The following is a 16,312-nucleotide window of genomic DNA, read 5'->3' on the forward strand; positions in this document are numbered from 1 at the left end:
AACCCGCTCCCACAGGTTCAGCGCAGGCCTTGCAAGAGGGTGTTTACTCACTCCACAGGTTCGGCGCAGGTCGTGTGGGAGCGGGTTTACCCGCGAAGCAGACACCGCGCAGGTACCGACCAGTCAGTGACTATGGACCCGCGCATAGCTGAGCGTACGCCAGAGGAACAACGGATTGCCGACCACATACCGGCTGAACAGCCGCCTGGGCTCGCGCACCAATCGGAACAACCATTCGCAGCCCAGGCGCCGCATCCACCCCGGCGCACGCGTCACCTTATTGCCGAGAAAGTCCAGGATCGCCCCGCCGCACACCACCACACAGGGCACGCCGCTTTGCGCCAACCGAGCTGCGACCGCCTCCTGCTTGGGCATGCCCATGCCCAGCACGATCAGCTCCGGTCGCTGCCGATGCGCCAGGGCCAGGTAGGTATCGACCTCATCGAAGCCATGGTGAACAGACATCACCTGCACCCCGAACCGGGCTTCGCTGCTGCGCGCCGCGTTGTCCAGAAAAGGCGCTTCGGTCCCCCAGAACGCCACTCGCCGCCCTTTGAAGGCGGCCAGCAACTTGGGAATGAAATCGGTGCCGTTCATGTTCAACCCCGGCGCCAACCCCAGCCGGCGCAGCAGGATCGCCATGCCCGAACCATCGCGCAGCAGCACGTCCGCCGAGGCCAGCGCCTGGTGATAAGCGCTGTCGCGGGTCACCAGGTTCATGGCATGGGCATTGACGAAGCCGAGCACCCGCTGCGCTCCGGGTGTGGACAGGTGCGCCAGCAAGCGCTGCTCGTCCTCTGCGTCCTCCACCACCTGCAGCTTGTCGACGATGGTTTTCCAGTGGCCTTGCCAGATCGAGATAGGCATCAGCTGTCATCCCGTTTCGAACGCACCCAGTCCACCTGGCGCTTGACCAGGAACCCCAGGTAGATGGGGATCTTCTTCGCCGCGTAGAGGGGTGCGTAGAGCAACACCGAAAACGCGATCAGCCCTCGGCAGAACCGATACCAGGCCAGCAGGATGGCGATGCCCAGCAGCACCATCGCGCAGCTCGACAGCCAGGGCGCCGCGCTCACCTCCAGCAGCAACCAGGCCAGCCACGAAAGACAGAAGACGCCGGTCAAGGCCAGCACCAGCAAGGCCAGCGGTGGCACCATCAAGTCCAGCGCCAGGGCCAGCAACGCCCCGTTACGACGAACGAGGCTTTCGATCAGCAACCGTGGCGCATCCTTGAGCAGAACGCCCAGATGCCCATGCTCCCAACGCCGGCGTTGCGCCCCGAGGCCTTCGTCGCTGACAGGAAACCAACTGGTGACCAACGCATCGGGACAGAACAGCGGTGCCTTGCCGATGCGGCACAGGTCCAGGCCCATCTTCACGTCCTCGACCAAATGGCCACTGGCAAGCTCCAGCGAGGCCAGGTCACGCCAGGTGAAGGCCATGCCGGCGCCCATCAACTGGCAGGGCAGGCCAAGCCGCGCCGAGCCGCGCGGGCGCACCAGGTTCTTCACCCGCCAGGCGAACTCGGCCACCCGGGTCTTGAGCCCTGCGCCAGCAGGCGCCTGCATCAGGTACAACGCCTGCACCGGGCGCCCGCTGTCGATGCAGCAAGTGGCAAGGCGCGTGAGCGCACCCTCGCCCAGTTGGCAATCGGCATCCACCACGATGATCACCGGCGGTGGATCGAAACCCAGGTAGCGCACGCCGAAGTCCAGCGCATAGCCCTTGCCCCGCGCCTGTGCGTCGAAACGCTCGACCACCTCGGCACCGGCTGCCCGCGCGAGCGCCGCGGTGTCGTCGGTGCAGTTGTCCGCCACCACCAGCAGCCGATCACCCTCGCACAGCTGCGCGCGGATGCTGTCCAGCGTGGCGGTGATGATCGAAGCCTCATCGTGGGCCGGCACCAACACCGCCAAGCGTGGACGCGGCACCCGTGCCGCAGGCGGCAAGCGCGCCGGCAGGCACGCCATCGCCACCTCGACGAACAACACCAGCGTCGGCAACAGCACGAGCAACGCCAGCGCGCCCAGTACGCCCGCCACGAGCCACGTCATGCCGGCGCCCTGAACAGTGCGGCCAGCTTGCCGGCCTCGGTATCGATGTCGTGGCGCTCCAGCACCCGCGCGTACGCCGCCTCGCCCATGCGCTGGAGCACCTCCACCGGTTGCTCCAGGCAGTCGGCCATGGCCTGGGCCAGCTCCTCCACGGCCCCGGCGCTGAACAACCAGCCGTTCTCACCCTGGCGGACCAGCTCGGGAATGCCCGCCACATAGGTCGTCAAAACAGGTCGACGCAAGGCCATGGCCTCCATGATCACCACCGGCAGGCCCTCGGCGAAACTCGGCAACACCAACGCGCGCGCCGCCAGGATCTCGGCACGCACCTGGGCGCTGCTGATCCAGCCGGTGATGCGCACCTGCGCCTGCAGGCCGTACCGGGCGACCAGCGTCTCGATGTCCGCGCGCATCTCACCATCGCCCGCCAGCACCAGTTCGAAGGCCACGCCGCGCTCGGCCAGGCGCCGCGCCGCCTCGAGCAACAGCAATTGCCCTTTCTGTTCGCACAGCCGCCCCACGCACACCAGCCTGGGCACAGCGGCGGCCGGTACTGCCGGAACCTCATGGAACATCCGCTCAAGGCCGCAATGCACCACCTTCACCTTGGCCCAGTGCCCATGGGCCACCCAGCGGAACAACTGGCTGCGCCCGTAGGAGCTGATCGCCGCGACGAACGCCGCGCGCCGGACCTTCTCGCCCAGGTGGAGAAACTGAGGTTTGTCGAACTCTTCCGGGCCATGCACCGTAAAGCTGTACGCCGGCCCCCCGAGGGCGTTGGCCAGCATCACCACTTCGGTGGAGTTGGTGCCAAAATGCGCATGCACATGCTCGCTGCCGAATGCCCGCAATCCCTGCAGCACCCAGCAGGCTTCGGCCAGGTAGACCAGGTGATATGGCAAGGGCCGGTCGGCGCGCAGGCCCAGGCGCAGGGCCAGCCAGAGCGCGGCGAAAAACCGTCGAGGTTCGGCCCGCAGTACCTGCAGCAAGGGTTTGATCAGGCCGCTCAGGCCGCCCTGCAGGACGTACTGGGTCTGATCCCGCTCGGCCATGTCGTCGGCATCCAGCAACTGCGCATCCCAACCCCGCAAGGCCATGCGCTGGATGGTGAAGCCCTGACGCTCCAGCGCCAGGATTTCACGGCGAATGAAGCTATGGCTGACCTTCGGGTACTGATTGACGAAATACGTAATGCGCATAGGGACCCGGCTGAATGCGTGTTCGATTGATTATGGGTGCACTCCTGACTCAGGGTAGCCTGCCTCCTTCAAGCTCACCGATTGTTTACCCTGCAAGCGCAACGTGGCGTCCACCTGGGCGAACACATCGTCCAGCAGTTCATGACGCCGGCGGTACATGGCGCGCTTCTTGGGCGCGATATCGTCCAGGCTGCGCCGGGCCTCGTCGATCGGCATGGCATAGAAGTCCTGGCGCTGCGAAGGCAACGCGCCGTGCTCCTGCCAGATGACGTCGTAATTGGTCGGCAGCTCCTGGGCTTTTTCCGCGCCGAAGTAGGCATGACGGTGATGCCGGTAGCCATCTCCCACGGCATACAGCCGCGTGACGCCAAGCCGCGTGGCCAGGTGGCGGAGCACCTCGATCAACAGGCTGCGGGGCCGCAGCCCTTCGAAATCCTTGGTCAGCGTCCGGTAGATCGACAGCGAGGTTTCGCTGTCGATGCCTTTGTGAATGCCCTGCACTGCGCCGATGAACACACACAGCTCGCCCTCCTCCAGGCCCAGGCTGAAGGCCAGCGACGCCACCCGCAGATCGCGCTGGAACAGGTTCAGCACCAGCTCCCCTTCGCGCATGAACCAGAACGCACGATCCAGCACCAAGGTGCACGCTGGCGAGTAGCGCGACAGGTCATCGAGCAGCAGGCGCTCTTCGCGCCCGAGCAGTAGCAGGCTCGGGCACCGGCTGCTGACCACTTCGTAGTGCGAGGCCAGCGCATCGAAGCGCGTCGACGCCGGCCAGTCCTTGCTGATGTAGGGCCACTGGACCAGGCCGATGCAATCGATGCCCAGCCGCTCCCGGCCACGGTCGCCCAAGGCAAGCGACAGGCGCCGCTGGAAGGCATTGAGACCCGACCATTCACGCGCCATGTGCTGCACCAGGCGAAGCTTGTTGTGCAGCGCCCGCAGCGAATAACCGGGGTGCAGGGTGAACACGCTTTTGACCAGTGACCGATATGTCATGGGCATCTCACTTGTATTCGATCAACACGGATTTGCCGACACCGAACCTTTTCAGCAAGAACTTCACCTGCCCACACATCTCGGGAAATTTGCCCAATACCAGAAACCCCGCCTGCAACCCGTTCTGCTGCAACGACCCTCGCCCCCGGCGCATCAGCCGCACCACCTGCAGCGGATAGACCAGCAACAGCGACAGCCCGCCCCAACCGAACAGCGCGCAGGCCAGCAGGGTCGCCAAGGGAACCCCCAGCCCCCACACCCAGGCCCGGCGTGACTCGCGCAGCCAATGACGCTCCGGTGCCGCGCCATGCAGGAAGGCGCCTTCGGCGAAGGCGTAGCCGCCACGCAGGCTGCGCCGCCACCACTGGCTAAAGCGGGTCATGGCGGCGTCGTGCAGGGTCATTTCGGCGTCCAGGCGCCAGATCTTCCAGCCCTGGGCGCGCAGGCGCACGCACAGCTCAGGTTCTTCCCCGGCGATCAGGTCGGCGCGGTAACCGGCCGCCTGGATGAAAGCATCGGCGCGCATGAGCGCATCGCCGCCGCAAGCCTTGGCCTGGCCGACCGGGGTGTCCCATTCAAGGTCGCACAGCTGGTTGTAGATCGAACGCTTGGGGAATCGCTCGCGGCGCCGTCCACAGACCACCGCGACGTCCGGATGCTGCTCGAGAAAGGCCCGGGCGGCAGGCAGCCAACCGGTCACCACTTCGCAATCGCCATCGACGAATTGCACATAACGCACTGCAGGCATCAAGCGATGCAACCGGGTGAAGCCTTCGTTGCGCGCCCGTGCGGCGGTGAAGGGCTGCGTCATGTCCAGGGCCAGCACCTCGACGCCTCGCGCCTGGGCCATCGGGACCGAGCCGTCGGTGGAGCCTGAGTCGACGTACACCACCTGATCGGCCGCACCGGCCAGCGAATCCAGGCAGCGCTCCAGCCGCGCGCCCTCGTTGCGGCCGATCACCACCACACCGATGCCAGTCATCATGGGCTTACCCGCCACTGCGTCGGGGTTTGATGATCGCGGGCACGCCGACTGCCAGCGAATCGTCGGGCACATCGGTCAACACCACCGCGTTGGCCCCGATGATCACGTTGTTACCGATGCGGATATTGCCCAACACCTTGGCGCCGGTACCGATATCGACGTTGTTGCCGAACACCGGTGCGATGGGCTCCTGCACGTTCTTCAAACCCACCACCACGCCATTGCGGATGCGACAGTCGTCACCGAAGCGGGCATAGCCGCTGACCACGATGCCGCCAAAATGGTCGATGACGAAGTTGCGCCCCAGCTCCACCTCGCAGGGTAGCTCGATGCCGGTGAGGATCTGCACCAGCTTGAACAGCACCTTGTAGACGAACGACAGCAGCTTGCGCAGCAACGCCGGTCGCACTCCATAGCGCCAGCGCCCGAAACGGTAGACCAGCATCACCCAGAAGCCCTGGGCCGCCCAATCGCCTCCATGGGCCCGCAGGTCCGCGCGAACGTTTTCGAACATACCGCCCCCTAGCGCGTTGGCTGACTGGCAAAGCGAGTGTCGAAGAGCAACGCCCAGGTCGCCCGGGCATGCTTCCAGCTGGCTTTGACGGCCCCCCAGCCGCGACGTTTGAGCAATGCCTTGAGCGCCAGCAAGGTGTCACCGAGGCTCACCAGCAGCATGTGCAGCGCAAGTCCGGGCACGCCATGGTGCTTGCGAAAGTACAGCAGCTCGCTTTCGATCTGCATCACCGAGATCTGCCGGCTGGCCGCTTCGAGCTCGGTGACCGACTTGGAACTTTCACCGCCGATGTGCACCACCGTGGTGTAGGGGTAGTACACGACTTTCCAGCCGGCCTGCTTGACCCGTTTGCAGTGGTCCACCTCCTCGTAATAGAGGAAGTAGCGCGGATCGAACAGGCCAACCTGTTCGATGACCTCGCGCCGCACCAGGTAGAAGCACCCCGGCAGCCAGTCGCATTCACGCACCGAGTCGTGGTCCCAGTTCATCTCGTCGATGGTCTGCAGACCGGGGAAGAAGCGCTCCAGCCCCGTGCGCGCGGCAAACATGTTCAGCGGCGTCGGAAAGTACCGGCAGCTGGGCTGCAGGTCCCCCTCACGCCCCACCAGACGCACCCCGAGCACGCCACACTCCGGGTGTGCCTCCATGTACTCGACCGTGCGCACCAGGGTGTCGTCCGCGACGAAGGCGTCCGTGTTGAGCAGCAAGGCGTACTTGCCCCGTAGGTGCTCGACCAATTGGTTGTTGGCGCGGCCAAAACCGACGTTCTTCGGGTTGGCCAGCAGCAGCGCCTCGGGGCAGACCGCCGCCAGGCGCTCCAGGGAGTCATCGGCCGAGGCGTTGTCGACCACCAGGTAGCTCGCCAGATCCGCGCCGTCACCACGGCGCAGGGCATCGAACATCGGCTGCAACAGCCCTGCGGTGTTGTAGTTGACGATCAGCACATCGACGAGCTTTTCAGTCATGTCTCCTGCCTCCCGGCCCCGTAGAAGTACTCGGCGCGCATGGCGGCCAGTTTCGGCTCCAGCTGTGGATCGAAGACATCGGCGCGATTTTTGATCAGGTCGATCCAAGGGTAGGCCTCGCAACGCGCCTCGACCCGCTTGATCAGGTCTTCGAGCGTGCACAGTACCTTGGCCGGATTGCCACCGACGACGGTACCCGGTGGCACGTCCTTGGTGACTACCGCCCCTGCGGCCACGATGGAGTTCGGCCCGATGGTCACCCGGGGCATGACGATCGCTCCGTGGGCGACCCAACTGTTGTCACGGACATCGATGAAACCCACCGAATCGAGTTTCTTGCCGTAGACGGCCTCGATCAGGTCCACCACACCGTCATGCCCGATCAAGGTGCAATCGGACAGCCCGCAATTGCTGCCCAGGCGCACCAAGGTAGGGTCGGTGATATTGCACCCCGGGTTTATATGGACGTTGTGGCCGGTGGAATAGAACTGTCCCCAACGTGTCATGTACTGGCCCCACTCCATTGCGGTCGGTCGGCACAGGCGCCTGTACAACCCGCGTCCACGTCCGGTGGACATGGCGTAGTGCCTCACGATTTTCTTCAACAATCCCATCATGCTGTCGCCCTCGCAAACCTATCGATGTCGAACCGAACCCAGGCCACGCGCCCCTCGCGCACGGTACCTGCCCCCATCAGCGCAGCTGCGAAACATCCACAGGTTGCAGACACGCTGTCACACCCTTCAGGCGACTTCGCCCGCCTGAGACTTCATCTTTGCGTCCAGGTGGTCCGCCAGTCGCAAGGCGAACTGGAGCAGCGGCATCGTCGGATTGCTGGCCCCGCCCTTGGCGAAGATGCTGCTGCCAGCGATGTACAGATTGTCCGTGCCGAACACCTTGCAGTCCGGGTCGACCACTCCCGCCTCCGGCGAGGCCGCCATGCGCGTCGTGCCCATGTGGTGCGCGTGGGGCGACATTTTCAGCGCCAGGGTGGTGTCGTAGACGAAGTCGTTCAACTTGACGAAGGCCAGCCCGTTCTCGGCGAAACGTTTGGCCAACTCAACGCCAATGCACTTGATGGTCTGGCGGTCATCGCCGCTCAATACCCAGTTCATGTTCACCTTGGCCACGCCCAGCGCGTCTTTCTCCTCCAGCGTCGAAAGTCGGCTCTGCAGGTTGGGAAACTGTTCGATCATGGTGCTCAGCACCCCATCGCCGGGGCAGTTGAATTTGGCGATGAAATCGATCTTGTGGGCGATACCGATATCGCAGCTGAGGGTTTCGAGGAAATCCTTGACCTCGGCGGTCCGGCCGTAATTCGTCACCTCGTCCAGCACCGTCGCAGAGACATTGCCTTTGCCCGCGTGATACTCGGCCACGAAGGCATCGGTGGTGAAGTACTGGCGAGGCTTGTCCACCTTCCCGCTGTTGAGAATGAACGTGCCCAGGTCGACATTCAGATGCTCCATGAAACAGCGCCCGACAAAACCATCGGGCTTGACCACGCCCGCTGCAGCCAGCGACTCGCTGTTGAGCAGTTGCCGGGCATTTTCGACAGCGCCCATGGCCAGCACGAACTGTCGGGCGATCACCCGCTCACGGTGCTGATCGTAATCGGACACCACCACAGCCTTGACCCTATCGGCCGCGTGATCGAATTCCAGGTCGACGCAATTGCAGTGGATGAACACATCGAGCCCTGGCGTCTGCTCCAGCGCCTTGGCGTACTTCTTGGCAAACCGTGTGGGCGGGCTGAGCAAGAACTCGTCGGGCACGAAGTCATCACCGAGCCGACTGACATTGATCGCCTGGAAGTGCGCGCCTTCCGGCAGGTCGACAATCGCCATGGCGGCCGGCAGGTAACGCTCGATCTCGGCATAGGCGATGGGCCAGCCAGGGATGCCGCCCGGCGGCGGGACAGAAAAGTCCGAGGCTTCGAATGGCCGGCAACGCCCGGCCCAATGGTTGGAGGTGCCCCCCAGAAAGCGCAGGCGCGTATCGTGGATATACGCCTGCAGACCGGAGGAACTGCATTCATAGAGGTCCTGGGACTGCTGCGAGTACTCATGCCCGCCGCCTTCGAGCAGCACCACGCGCCAGCCTGCTTCGGCCAGGCGCAAGGCCAGGGTTATGCCCGCAGGCCCCCCGCCGATGATGCAGAAGTCGTAATCGTCACGCAGTTCTTTGTGCGTCTGATAGTCCTTGATCATGCTCACGCCTTCCGGAAGTACTCGGCGGGCAGTACCCATCCGTTGATGACGACAAAGCCCCCGGCCTGAGTGGTTTTTCGGGTATCACTGCCGGAGAGCCCGAAGACCAACCCACCCACGCCCAGCACCGCACATCCCTGGAGAAAGCCCCTGCGTCCTAGCAGCGGGGAAACAGAGTCATGCTTTCCCATGATTCCAAGACCCATGCCGTGAAATTGACTTTGAATTCTAGGTTTCCGACGGCGACAGACAGAGTATTCGCGATGGAATCAGAACCCGTTGAAAAGCCGCGTCACCAGCTCACCACACAACGCGCCGACCGCGATGATCGGCAGGACCATCAGCTCACGCTTGAGGCTGAACATCTCCAGTTTGCGATTGACGTAGAACACCAAAATCAAGGTGGGGAAGGTATGCAGCGCAACCCACCAGATCGCGTAGTCCACGCCGCCGAGGGCCAGCATCACCGGCATCCCCACCCAGAGCGAAACGGCCCGGATGATGTTGTCCATGGCCTGGTACTTGGTCAGCCCCACGGCCAGCCACACCTGGTGGGCCAGGCTGTAGCGCAATGTGAAGAACGACCATGAAAGAATAGCCAAGATCCTGCCCGCGTCCTGGTAACGGTCGTCGTACAGCCAACTGATGATCAGCGGGCTGACGGTGAGGAACAGGCCACAGGCGAACAGGCAGGCCGTGTCGAAGTACAGCCTGAAGTGGTTGTAGAGCTTGAGCAGACGCGGCTTGTCGCCGGCGCGGGTGGCCTCGCTGAAGGCTGGTAGCACCACCGCTCCGCCCAGTTTCAGCAAACCGACCTGCACGGCGGAGAGAATCAGCACGGCGATGGAATAGACACCCATGTCGAAGGTGGACATCACCCCGCCGAACCAGATGCGGTCACCGTTCATGGCCAGCACGCCCACCATCGAGGACAGCAGGATCCAGCGGCCATAATTGATCAGCTCGGTCAGCGCGGACTTGTCCCAGCACAGGCGGCTGCGTGGCCCCTCGAACAGCAGGTGGCTCATCACGGTGGAAACGAGGGTGGAGACGATCCCTGCAGCCACCAGCGACCAGATCGAACGGGTGAGGTAGCCGAACACCAGCATGACCAGCAATCCGACGAACTGCGCCGTGAGTTCGAGAATCACCACACGCTTTTGTTGGAACGCGCGCACCGCCAGGTCGATGGTGTTGGACTGCAAGCCGTAGATCACCGCGGAAATACCGGTGACCGCCAGCACCAGCGGCAGCTCCGGTGCGGCATACGAGGAGCCGGCTGGCCACAGGTTGACCTGCTGGGTCACCCAGGAGCCGAAGGCGATGAGCAGCGTCACGGCGAACAGCAGGATGCCGCGCAGCAGTTGCACGGTCCAGGCGGTATTGAGGAACAGCGGATCGTCGCCGCGCGGGCTTTGGATGATGTTCTGGCGCAGCCCGACATCCGACAGCAGGTGCAGGACCACCGACAAGGTGGTGGAGATGGCCATGATGCCGAACATGTCAGGCACCAGCAGCCGCGCCATGATCAGGTTGCCGCCAAGGCGCAAGGCCTGCGTACCGACCAGGGAAACCATGTTCCACGCACCCGCTCCCAATGCGCGTTTGCGCAGACTGGTCGGCGGCGATAAGTCGACTGACGGCATGACTACATTCCCTGACCTATTGGCTAAAGTCACTATAGTCTCAATCTGCCATGCCGCTAGCTGTCGTCCATCACAAAGGGACAGGTCATTACCGACTATGCCAGAACACCTTCGCGCACTGATCGTCATCCTGTTCCTGGCCACCGTGGTGTTCACCATGGCGCGACGGCCAGCGCAGGACCTGATCCGCCCAGCCGACTACAAGCGTCGGCGCAACCTCTGGTTCGCCCTGACCTTGCTGATATTCGTGTCCGGCAATTTCTGGATCTATTCAGCCATTGCGGTGCTGGTGCTGTTGGTGGCCGGGCGGCGTGAGCGCAACCCAATGGCGCTGTTTCTGATGTTGCTGTTCCTGATGCCGGCAGCGGCGATACCGGTACCTGGCTTTGGCGTGATCAATTACCTGGTCGACCTGGACCATATCCGCCTGCTCAGCCTGAGCGTATTGCTGCCCGCGGCGCTCGCCCTGCGCCAGGAGTCCGATACGCTGCCGTTCGGACGCACCTGGCCGGACCGCTTCCTGCTCGCCAGCCTGGTGCTGATGAACCTGTTGTACCTGCGCGAAACCAGCCTCACCGACACCTTGCGCCAAACGCTGTACCTGTTCCTGGATATCTTCCTGCCCTACTACGTGGCCAGCCGGGCGCTCAAGGAGCTCAGCCATTTCAAGGACGCGCTGCTGAGTTTCGTGATCGCCACCATGCTGTTGGCGCTGATCGGCACCTTCGAGTATGTACGCCATTGGCTGCTGTACAACGCGTTGACCTACGTGCTGGGCATCCAGATGGACATGACCAGCTATCTGAGCCGTGGCGGTTCGCTGCGCGCCAGCGCCACCACCGGCCAGGCGATCGTCCTGGGCTATGTGATGATGGTCGGCATCGGCTTGTACCTGTTCGTCCAAGGCTACGTGCGCAGCACCCTGCAGCGCACCTTGGGGGCCCTGTTGCTGGCCGCCGGCCTGTTCGTGCCGATGTCACGCGGCCCCTGGGTCGGCACCGGGGTGATCATCGTGGTGTTCATCGCCACCGGGCGCGGCGCCGTCAAGCGCCTGGCGATGCTCGCGGTGGCCGGGATGCTCTCGTTGCCCCTGCTGGCCGTGGTGCCGGGGGGCGAGAAGGTGATCGACATGCTGCCGTACATCGGCACGCTGGAAAAAGACAACATCACCTACCGGGAGCGGTTGCTCGACAACTCGCTGATCGTCATCGAACGCAACCTCTGGCTAGGCTCGTTCGATTTTCGCAAAACGCCAGAAATGCAGTCGATGGTCCAGGGCCAGGGCATCATCGATATCGTCAACACCTACCTCAACCTGGCCCTGCGCTTTGGCGTGATCGGCCTGTCCTTGTTCATCGCCTTCTTCGCCTCCACGGTGCTCAGCCTGCGCAAGACACTGCGTACGTTTGCCGACAAGGACGAGCACCTGTGTCGGCTCGGACGCTGCCTGTTGGCGACCCTGCTGGGCATCCTGATCACGATCTTCACCGTCAGCAGCATCACGTTCATCCCCGTGGTGTACTGGTCCCTCGCCGGGGTGGCCGTTGCCTATGTGCAGATGGTGCGCCGACACAAACTCGCCCACGCTGCCGGCATCGTTGGTGCCGGCCTGCCCGCTCGGTGACCCGCATGACACGACGCTGCCTGTTTTCCTCCTTGCTGCTGACCCTGCTGTTGGCCCTGACGCCCGTCACCCACGCCGAGGACTGGGTCGCCAGCATCGACGAAAGCCAAGGCCTGCCGCAGCTGACCCGCGGCGGGAACCTAGCGATGCAGGCCAAGTTCAAGTTCTTCGCTGCCAACTGGGCGTGGGCGAACTTCGACAGCGGTGCGTTCAAGGTGGACGCCCCCTATGCCTATAGTCTGCAGGCCAGGAACTCGACATTGGGGTTCGACCTCAAGGCCCAGATCGCCAAGACCTCGGAGCAAAGCCTGACCTGGGACTTCGACCTGCAGGCCCACAACCGCAAAACCAATGTGATGGGCGGCGGCATCTCCTTCCAGTTCGACCGCGCCCTGTTCGCCGAGATGGGCAAGCCCACTTTGCTGCCGGGCAACCGCGGCTGGACCTGGGGCGACCGCGCCAAGGGGCCGCACATCGAGATGCGCTTCGACCCACCCCTGACGAGCGTGTACATCGAGCCCATCGACGACGCCGAAGTGCGGGCGTTCTTCTACAAGGACCAGATTGCCCCTGGCACCCAGAAGATCAAGGGCGTGCTCACGGTCTCGCAGGGCGTCGAGCTGGCCCAGACCTCCGAGGAGCGCTTCGGCCTGGGCGACACCAGCCACTGGCCGCTGGACCAGACCGATTGGCGCAGCTCGCCGGTGGACCTGTCGTTCCTCAATGCCGGGGAAAAGCCGGCCGGCAAGCGTGGCTTCGTCAAGGCGGTGGGCGACCAGCTGCAGTTCGCCGATGGCACCCCGGCGCGCTTCTGGGGCACCAACGTCTCGGCCTATGCCCTGTTCAATACCTCGGACGAAGAGATCCGCGCCCAGGCCAAGCGTCTGTCGGCCCTGGGCTTCAACCTCGTGCGCCTGCATCACCACGACTCGTACTGGGTGACGCCGAGCATCTTCGGCAGGCACGACCAAGTGCGTAACACCCAGGACCTGAGCCCTGAGTCGCTGCAGAAGATCGACTGGTGGATCAAGTGCCTCAAGGATGAAGGGATCTATGTGTGGCTGGACCTGCACGTCCAGCGCGCCCTCATGGCCAGAGACAATATCCTCGGTTTCAATGAGCTGCCCAAACGCGACGGCTTGACCGACCGCGACGGCAAACCCATCGCCGACCTCAAGGGCTACAACTATGTGAACGACACCATCGCCCAGGCGATGAAGCGCTTCGCCGAGCAGTACCTGGGGCACGTCAATGCCTACACCGGCCTTGCCTACAAGGACGAGCCGGCCATCGCTGCGGTGCTGATCACCAATGAAAACGACCTCACCGGGCACTACGGCAACGCCCTGCTCCCCGACAAGAAACCGACCCAGCACATCAAGCGCTACATGGAGCAGGCCGAGGCCTTCGCCAACCAGCATGGGCTTGCGAAGGAGCAGACCTGGCGCGCCTGGGAACATGGCCCCTCCAAGCTGTTTCTCAACGACCTGGAACGACGCTTCGACCAGCAGATGATCGAGCACCTGCGCGGGCTGGGGGTCAAGGTTCCGATCGTCACCACCAGCACCTGGGGACGCAACGGCCTGAGCGCCCTGCCGGCCTTGACCAGTGGAGACCTGATCGACGTCCACAGCTATGGCGGCGCGGGGCAGTTGGAGAAGAACCCGCTGACCAGCGACAACCTGGTCGACTGGCTCGCCGCCGCCCAGGTCGTGGGCCGGCCGCTGAGCGTGACCGAGTGGAACAACGAATGGCAAAGCGATACCCAGCCCGTCGCCGACCGCCACACCTTGCCGCTGTATGTCGCCGCCACGGCGCGCTATCAGGGCTGGGACGCCTTGATGCATTACGCCTACAGCCAGGAGCCTTTCCGCGAGCAGGACCGTTCGGCGAGCAACTGGCACGCCTATAACGACCCCAGCCAGTTGGCCACGCTCCCGGCCGCGGCCCTGATCTACCGGCGTGGCGATGTCCGCGAAGCCGGCCAGAGCTACGTCTTCGCCCCCACCTCGGACACCTTGTTCAACCAGTCCATCTCGCCAGCCGATTCGGTGCTGCTGCGCACGGCCATGGAAAAGGGCAAGTTGCAGATCGCCATGCCAAAGACACCGGCACTGCCGTGGCTGCAGGCGAGCGCGTTGCCTGCCGGTGCGAAAGTTATCCAGGACCCCAACCAGTCCCTGCTCCCGGCCAACGCCAGCGAGGCCCGCAGCGACACCGGCGAGCTCAGGCGCAACTGGCAGCAAGGGCTCTATACCATCGACACACCACAGACCCAGGCGGCCACCGGCTGGCTCGGCGACAAGACGCTCACGCTCGGCGATATCCAGGTCAAGCTCAAGACCCCCAGCGCCAGCGTGGTGGTGCAGAGCCTGGACAACAAACCGCTGAAGCAGTCGCGAAGCCTGTTGATTTCCCTGGGCTCGCGGGCGGAGCCCCAGGCGAACAAACGGACACCGTTTCGCGTCGAACCGCTTGAAGGCACCTTGGCGATCAAGGCCGTCGAAGGCTTGAAACTGTTCAGCCGAAACGCACAGGGGCAGCTTCAGGAACACCCCGTCAGCTACCAGGACGGCCGCTACCTGATCCGTTTCGACGGCAAGCAGATGACGAATTGGCTGTTCTTGAAATAGGCATCTAGGCTCCAAGAAACCAGGGTTGTGCCGTGCAGATGGGCAACCCGCTGATGACCCGATCCGCTGGCTAGGGATGACCGCCCGGACCCTCCGGAGCGCGCTTGCACATCAACAGATTCCAGGAGGCTTGGATGAAGTTCTTGGTTGTCGGCGGCGCGGGCTACATAGGCTCGCACATGGTCAAACACCTGCGTTGCGCAGGCCACCATGTCATGGTGGCCGACAACTGCGCCTGCAGGCCACGTCCGGACTGGGTCAGGCTGGACATCGCCGATGCCCATGCCCTGGATGCCTTGTTCGCCCAACATCGGTTCAACGCGGTGTTTCACTTCGCCTCGTTCATCCAGGTGGGCGAGTCGGTGATCGAGCCGTCCAAGTACTACCAGAACAACGTCGTCGCGACCCTGACCTTGCTTCAGGCCATGGTGCGCGCCGATATCCGTCACCTGATCTTTTCCTCGACCGCCGCCGTGTACGGTGACCCGCAGCATGTGCCCATCGACGAAGCGCATCCCAAGCATCCGATCAATCCTTATGGACGCAGCAAATGGATGGTCGAGCAGATTCTCGAGGACTTCGACCGCGCCTATGGCCTGCGCTCGGTGTGCCTGCGCTATTTCAATGCCGCGGGCGCGGATCCGGAAGGCGAGCTGGGTGAATGCCATGAACCGGAGACCCACCTGCTGCCCTTGATTCTGCAGGCCGCCTCCGGGCGGCGCGAGGCGATCACGGTGTACGGTCGGGACTACGACACGCCGGATGGCACCTGCATCCGCGATTACATCCATGTGGCCGACCTGGCCGCGGCGCATTCACTGGCGGTGGACTACCTGCTCGCCGGGGGCGCGAGCACGGCATTCAATTTGGGCAATGGCCTGGGCTTCTCGGTGCAAGAGGTGATCGACACCGCCTGCGGCGTGACCGGCCGCAAGATCGCCACCAGCGACGCACCACGCCGCGCCGGGGACCCGCCCCGGCTGGTAGCCGATGCCAGCCGGGCCAGGACCGTGCTCGGCTGGCGCCCGGCGTTCGCGGCGCTGGAGCAGATCGTCTCGCATGCCTGGCATTGGGAGCAGAAGTACCCGTGGTACACCCCCAACTGATCAGCAACCCTCGCAGGCCCATTCGCGGGTAAACCCGCTCCCACAGACTGGAGTGCCACCAAGAGTTGGAGGGGTGTCCAACATGTTGGGGCAGTCCAATGCTTGCAATGAAACTGTGAGACTCCAACGAGGCTGAAGGCTCCCACAGACTAGACTGCCCCCAAGAGTTGGCGGGGTGTCCAACATGTTGGGGCAGTCCAATGCTTGCAATGAAACTGTGAGACTCCAATGAGGCTGAAGGCTCCCACAGACTGGACTGCCCCCAAGAGGTGGAGGGGTGTCCAACTTGTTGGGGGTAGTCCAATGCTTGCAATGAAACTTTGAGACTCCAATGAGGCCGGAGGCTTGCAGTGAGCCCTTGAGACCTGCTGTGAGGC

General features: G+C 63.7%; 14 protein-coding genes. 3 read left to right on the forward strand and 11 right to left on the reverse strand.

Annotated features, from left to right (window positions below; translation table 11 throughout):
• Nucleotides 1–123: 123 nt before the first annotated feature.
• The 11 genes from ACNFCH_RS06065 to ACNFCH_RS06115 form a co-directional block, all read right to left on the reverse strand.
• On the reverse strand, nucleotides 124–867 hold the full coding sequence (locus ACNFCH_RS06065; protein WP_416742434.1) for a WecB/TagA/CpsF family glycosyltransferase: 744 nt from the start codon (nucleotides 865–867) through the stop codon (nucleotides 124–126).
• Nucleotides 867–2,054, reverse strand: a complete 1,188-nt coding sequence (locus ACNFCH_RS06070; protein WP_337157875.1) for a glycosyltransferase family 2 protein — start codon at nucleotides 2,052–2,054, stop codon at nucleotides 867–869. The genes ACNFCH_RS06065 and ACNFCH_RS06070 overlap by 1 nt, the downstream gene beginning before the upstream one ends.
• Nucleotides 2,051–3,253 carry a glycosyltransferase family 4 protein gene (locus ACNFCH_RS06075; RefSeq protein ID WP_337157874.1) on the reverse strand — a complete coding sequence of 401 codons (1,203 nt, stop codon included), beginning with the start codon at nucleotides 3,251–3,253 and terminating at the stop codon, nucleotides 2,051–2,053. The genes ACNFCH_RS06070 and ACNFCH_RS06075 overlap by 4 nt, the downstream gene beginning before the upstream one ends.
• Nucleotides 3,254–3,283: 30 nt before the next feature.
• Complete coding sequence (locus ACNFCH_RS06080) at nucleotides 3,284–4,252, reverse strand: DUF535 family protein (RefSeq protein WP_337157873.1); 969 nt, start codon at nucleotides 4,250–4,252, stop codon at nucleotides 3,284–3,286.
• Nucleotides 4,253–4,259: 7 nt separating this feature from the next.
• The gene (locus ACNFCH_RS06085) at nucleotides 4,260–5,237 is read right to left on the reverse strand and encodes a glycosyltransferase (protein ID WP_337157872.1); all 978 of its coding nucleotides are present in this window, start codon (nucleotides 5,235–5,237) and stop codon (nucleotides 4,260–4,262) included.
• A gap of 4 nt (nucleotides 5,238–5,241) precedes the next feature.
• Complete coding sequence (locus ACNFCH_RS06090; protein WP_070093579.1) at nucleotides 5,242–5,751, reverse strand: serine O-acetyltransferase; 510 nt, start codon at nucleotides 5,749–5,751, stop codon at nucleotides 5,242–5,244.
• An 8-nt stretch (nucleotides 5,752–5,759) separates the two neighbouring features.
• Nucleotides 5,760–6,716 (reverse strand): glycosyltransferase family 2 protein, encoded by a 957-nt coding sequence (locus ACNFCH_RS06095; protein ID WP_416742435.1) that lies wholly within the window; start codon nucleotides 6,714–6,716, stop codon nucleotides 5,760–5,762.
• Nucleotides 6,713–7,333 (reverse strand): acyltransferase, encoded by a 621-nt coding sequence (locus tag ACNFCH_RS06100; RefSeq protein WP_416742436.1) that lies wholly within the window; start codon nucleotides 7,331–7,333, stop codon nucleotides 6,713–6,715. The genes ACNFCH_RS06095 and ACNFCH_RS06100 overlap by 4 nt, the downstream gene beginning before the upstream one ends.
• A 126-nt stretch (nucleotides 7,334–7,459) precedes the next feature.
• Nucleotides 7,460–8,926: an FAD-dependent oxidoreductase gene (locus ACNFCH_RS06105; RefSeq protein WP_416742437.1), complete on the reverse strand. Its 1,467-nt coding sequence runs from the start codon at nucleotides 8,924–8,926 to the stop codon at nucleotides 7,460–7,462.
• Nucleotides 8,927–8,928: 2 nt separating this feature from the next.
• On the reverse strand, nucleotides 8,929–9,132 hold the full coding sequence (locus ACNFCH_RS06110) for a twin-arginine translocation signal domain-containing protein (protein ID WP_328338535.1): 204 nt from the start codon (nucleotides 9,130–9,132) through the stop codon (nucleotides 8,929–8,931).
• Nucleotides 9,133–9,195: 63 nt separating this feature from the next.
• Nucleotides 9,196–10,572: an oligosaccharide flippase family protein gene (locus ACNFCH_RS06115; protein WP_337157868.1), complete on the reverse strand. Its 1,377-nt coding sequence runs from the start codon at nucleotides 10,570–10,572 to the stop codon at nucleotides 9,196–9,198.
• A 97-nt stretch (nucleotides 10,573–10,669) separates the two neighbouring features.
• On the opposite strand from ACNFCH_RS06115, the gene ACNFCH_RS06120 reads away from it, so the two are divergent.
• The 3 genes from ACNFCH_RS06120 (at nucleotide 10,670) to galE (ending at nucleotide 15,935) form a co-directional block, all read left to right on the forward strand.
• Nucleotides 10,670–12,196, forward strand: coding sequence for an O-antigen ligase family protein (locus ACNFCH_RS06120; RefSeq protein WP_337157867.1), 1,527 nt, complete (start codon nucleotides 10,670–10,672; stop codon nucleotides 12,194–12,196).
• 5 nt (nucleotides 12,197–12,201) lie between these two features.
• The gene (locus ACNFCH_RS06125; RefSeq protein WP_416742438.1) at nucleotides 12,202–14,829 is read left to right on the forward strand and encodes a glycosyl hydrolase family 5; all 2,628 of its coding nucleotides are present in this window, start codon (nucleotides 12,202–12,204) and stop codon (nucleotides 14,827–14,829) included.
• A gap of 134 nt (nucleotides 14,830–14,963) precedes the next feature.
• Nucleotides 14,964–15,935: a UDP-glucose 4-epimerase GalE gene (galE, locus tag ACNFCH_RS06130; RefSeq protein ID WP_337157865.1), complete on the forward strand. Its 972-nt coding sequence runs from the start codon at nucleotides 14,964–14,966 to the stop codon at nucleotides 15,933–15,935.
• Nucleotides 15,936–16,312: the final 377 nt, after the last annotated feature.

The sequence above is a fragment of the Pseudomonas sp. NY15354 genome, assembly GCF_048068075.1.
GTDB lineage: Bacteria > Pseudomonadota > Gammaproteobacteria > Pseudomonadales > Pseudomonadaceae > Aquipseudomonas > Aquipseudomonas guariconensis_C.

Bases quoted from the DNA above. Each gene is read 5' to 3' on its own strand.
- ACNFCH_RS06110 (WP_328338535.1), bottom strand. From the start codon at position 9,132: ATGGGTCTTGGAATCATGGGAAAGCATGACTCTGTTTCCCCGCTGCTA.
- ACNFCH_RS06105 (WP_416742437.1), bottom strand. From the start codon at position 8,926: ATGATCAAGGACTATCAGACGCACAAAGAACTGCGTGACGATTACGAC.
- ACNFCH_RS06120 (WP_337157867.1), top strand. From the start codon at position 10,670: ATGCCAGAACACCTTCGCGCACTGATCGTCATCCTGTTCCTGGCCACC.
- ACNFCH_RS06085 (WP_337157872.1), bottom strand. From the start codon at position 5,237: ATGATGACTGGCATCGGTGTGGTGGTGATCGGCCGCAACGAGGGCGCG.
- galE (WP_337157865.1), top strand. From the start codon at position 14,964: ATGAAGTTCTTGGTTGTCGGCGGCGCGGGCTACATAGGCTCGCACATG.
- ACNFCH_RS06095 (WP_416742435.1), bottom strand. From the start codon at position 6,716: ATGACTGAAAAGCTCGTCGATGTGCTGATCGTCAACTACAACACCGCA.
- ACNFCH_RS06115 (WP_337157868.1), bottom strand. From the start codon at position 10,572: ATGCCGTCAGTCGACTTATCGCCGCCGACCAGTCTGCGCAAACGCGCA.
- ACNFCH_RS06070 (WP_337157875.1), bottom strand. From the start codon at position 2,054: ATGACGTGGCTCGTGGCGGGCGTACTGGGCGCGCTGGCGTTGCTCGTG.
- ACNFCH_RS06090 (WP_070093579.1), bottom strand. From the start codon at position 5,751: ATGTTCGAAAACGTTCGCGCGGACCTGCGGGCCCATGGAGGCGATTGG.
- ACNFCH_RS06065 (WP_416742434.1), bottom strand. From the start codon at position 867: ATGCCTATCTCGATCTGGCAAGGCCACTGGAAAACCATCGTCGACAAG.
- ACNFCH_RS06100 (WP_416742436.1), bottom strand. From the start codon at position 7,333: ATGATGGGATTGTTGAAGAAAATCGTGAGGCACTACGCCATGTCCACC.
- ACNFCH_RS06075 (WP_337157874.1), bottom strand. From the start codon at position 3,253: ATGCGCATTACGTATTTCGTCAATCAGTACCCGAAGGTCAGCCATAGC.
- ACNFCH_RS06125 (WP_416742438.1), top strand. From the start codon at position 12,202: ATGACACGACGCTGCCTGTTTTCCTCCTTGCTGCTGACCCTGCTGTTG.
- ACNFCH_RS06080 (WP_337157873.1), bottom strand. From the start codon at position 4,252: ATGACATATCGGTCACTGGTCAAAAGCGTGTTCACCCTGCACCCCGGT.